The sequence below is a fragment of the Rhizobium sp. ERR 1071 genome (assembly GCF_007828675.1).
GTDB lineage: Bacteria > Pseudomonadota > Alphaproteobacteria > Rhizobiales > Rhizobiaceae > Rhizobium > Rhizobium dioscoreae.
This window is the reverse complement of record NZ_VITM01000028.1, coordinates 1-2,561: the sequence shown is the minus strand read 5'-3', so window position 1 is coordinate 2,561 and position 2,561 is coordinate 1. Positions and strand designations below refer to the sequence as shown.

3 protein-coding genes are annotated in these 2,561 nt (G+C 59.2%); all 3 read right to left on the bottom strand.

Features of this window, described 5'->3' with window-relative positions; translation table 11 throughout:
* Positions 1–75: 75 nt before the first annotated feature.
* From tnpC to tnpA, 3 genes are read right to left on the bottom strand one after another with little or no spacing between them, the layout of a single operon-like run.
* On the bottom strand, positions 76–1,665 hold the full coding sequence (gene tnpC, locus FBZ99_RS32915; RefSeq protein ID WP_145637466.1) for an IS66 family transposase: 1,590 nt from the start codon (positions 1,663–1,665) through the stop codon (positions 76–78).
* A 51-nt stretch (positions 1,666–1,716) separates the two neighbouring features.
* Positions 1,717–2,070: an IS66 family insertion sequence element accessory protein TnpB gene (tnpB, locus tag FBZ99_RS32910; protein ID WP_054185782.1), complete on the bottom strand. Its 354-nt coding sequence runs from the start codon at positions 2,068–2,070 to the stop codon at positions 1,717–1,719.
* On the bottom strand, positions 2,051–2,482 hold the full coding sequence (gene tnpA, locus FBZ99_RS32905; protein WP_145637463.1) for an IS66-like element accessory protein TnpA: 432 nt from the start codon (positions 2,480–2,482) through the stop codon (positions 2,051–2,053). Before tnpA ends, tnpB begins: the two co-directional genes overlap by 20 nt.
* Between the last annotated feature and the right edge of the window lie 79 nt (positions 2,483–2,561).

Here is a 2,561-nt window from a genome sequence, read left to right as displayed (position 1 = left end):
GTAAGCGCGATTTCCGCTGCACGTTGACGCCAACCCGTTGATTGGCATCGGATCAACGTTTGGAACCGTATTGTGTCAGGCGGCTTCGGTTCTGGCGAAGTTGAACGGCAGCAGGTCGACGATGTCGGCCCTTTCGTCCCGCTTCGGCAACTCAGTGAGCACGTAGCGCAGCCAGGCAAGCGGGTCTACGCCACAGGCGCGGCAAGTGAGCATCAGACTGTAGATCACTGCGCTGGCCTTGGCTCCGTCGGCGGTGTCGCTGAACAGCCACGATTTTCTTCCGGTGGCAAAAACTCTGATTTCGCGTTCCAGAATGTTGTTATCGATCGGCATCCTGCCGTCGCTGGTATAGCGTGTCAGGTAATCCCATTGGTTCAGGGTGTAGGAGACGGCGTCGCCGAGCTTGGTATCCGGCACGACCTTCGGCGCGATGGCGTCGAGCCACGCCTTTAGGGCGTTCAGGACAGGCAAGCTGTGCTGTTGGCGGAAACGGCGAATGCAATCAGCCGTCGTCTCACCGGCATCCGGGGTTTTGTCTCTTGCCTGCTTTTCGATCCGGTATAGCTGCTCGAAGAACCGGAGTGCCTGTTCCGGCGGTCCGCCTCCATTCTTCCGGGTTTTGAGAGCCTCGACGAAGCGCCGTCGTGAATGAGCCATGCATCCGACATGGGTTGCGCCATGCAATGTGCGCCACGCGGTGTAGCCATCGCTCACCAATATGCCGCGGTAGTCACCGAGGAAGGTCTGGGGGTGGATCTGGCCTCGGCCGGGCTGATAATCGAGCAGTACGATTGGCTGGTCACTATCCTCGCCACTGCGATAAGCCCACATATACGATGTGCTGGTGGCCTCCTTGTCCTTTTCCTTCAGGACCTGGACTGAGGTCTCATCGCCGTGAATGAGAGGCTGCGATCGCAGCCGCAGTTTCAGAGCGTCATAGATGCGATGCAGATGCTTCTCGCTTGAACCGATGACCCAGTGAGCGAGAGCGCCGCGGCTGATCGGCACGCCGGCCCGCTCGAATGTCTGCGCCACGCGGTAGAGCGGTGTGCCATCGACGTATTTGTGGACGAGCGCGAAGGCTAGCGTCGAAGCGGTAGCGATGCTGCCCGGCAGGGGCTGCGTCGGCATCGGTGCGATCACGACGGGTGTGTTGATGCCGGTGCGGTCGCAATGGCGGCAGGCATATTTGAACCGGACGTTCTGCAGGACCTTTGCCTTGACTTCGATATGAAGCTGCTCGGTAACGGCCTCGCCCATGCGATGCATTTGACTATCGCAGCACGGGCAAGCCTTCTGATCGTCGGGAAGGTCATATTCGACACGCTCACGCGGCAGGTCTTCCGGCAGAGGTCTGCGGCCGCGTTTTTTTCCCACGGCGCTCGCGACCGCCGGCAGGCCCGTGTCGGGGAGATCGACAACGTCATCACCGTCGCCGCTGTCATCTTCGTCGGCAGCCTCTTCGGCTTCGTTGAAGAGGCGATCAACGTGCTTTTCGCTGCGGGGTGCAAAGCGATGCAGCTTTGCAAGCGCCAACTCCTCCTCAAGCTTTACGACACGCTGCGAGAGCGCTTCCTTCTCGGCTTTGAGCGCAGCGATTTCGGCAGCATTGGCTGCCAATTGCGCCATCAGTTCTGCAATGCTCGGTTCGCCGGTGCGAGTCATCAGATTCTTGAATCTGAACCGCCCCTGCGCGTCAATCGCTATTCGCCATCCTCAGCCGGCGACCTGATACTGCCGCACCGGATGGCGGATCATCGCATCGATATCGATGCCGTCGAGAATCCAGTGGAGCTGTTCTGTCGTCAGCACAACGACCGGCACCTCGCGGCGGGGCCATCTGAACTTGTCCTCGGTCAACCGCTTCAGGATCAGCACAAAGCCGGACCGGTCGAAGAACAAAAGCTTCACCCGGTCACGACGGCGATTGCAAAAGGCAAAAACCGCAGGAGCAAAAGGATCCAGCGCCATCGTCTCCTGGACCAGGACAGCAAGGCTGTTGATGCCGGCCCGAAAGTCGATCGGCTCGCGATGTAGGTAAACCTTGAGATCAGCGCCAAGTCTGAACATGACCCAGCGCTCCGATGATTGCCGTCAATGCATCTACGTCACCGCATTCCAACGTCAGCTTCACGCCGTTCGGCAGTGACGCGCTCACCTTCGCTGGAGAGGGCAGCGGCCGGTTCCTCTCTGCTTTCCGAGGCAGCTCTTCACCAAACTCAAACTCGTCGCTCGCCGCGGTGATTTGCACCGCAATAAAAGACGATGTCGAAGACGGCGGCGACGCAAGCGGCTGGGTGTGCTTCCGTATCCATTTCCAAACAAGGTTCGCGTTGACCCCGTGTTCGCGCGCGAGTTTCGATACCGATGCGCCAGGTTCAAGGCAGGCCGCAATAAGGCGGTCTTTCGAACTTTGATCGAAACGGCGTCTCCCATTCCGACCGACCAGCCGCACCGCAAGTTTTTGACCTTCTTCCATCACTTGGTGTCCACCTATTTTGGTGGACACCTCATGCCAAAGCTCACTCAATTGCAGAAGGTGCGGGGAAAATCGCGCTTAC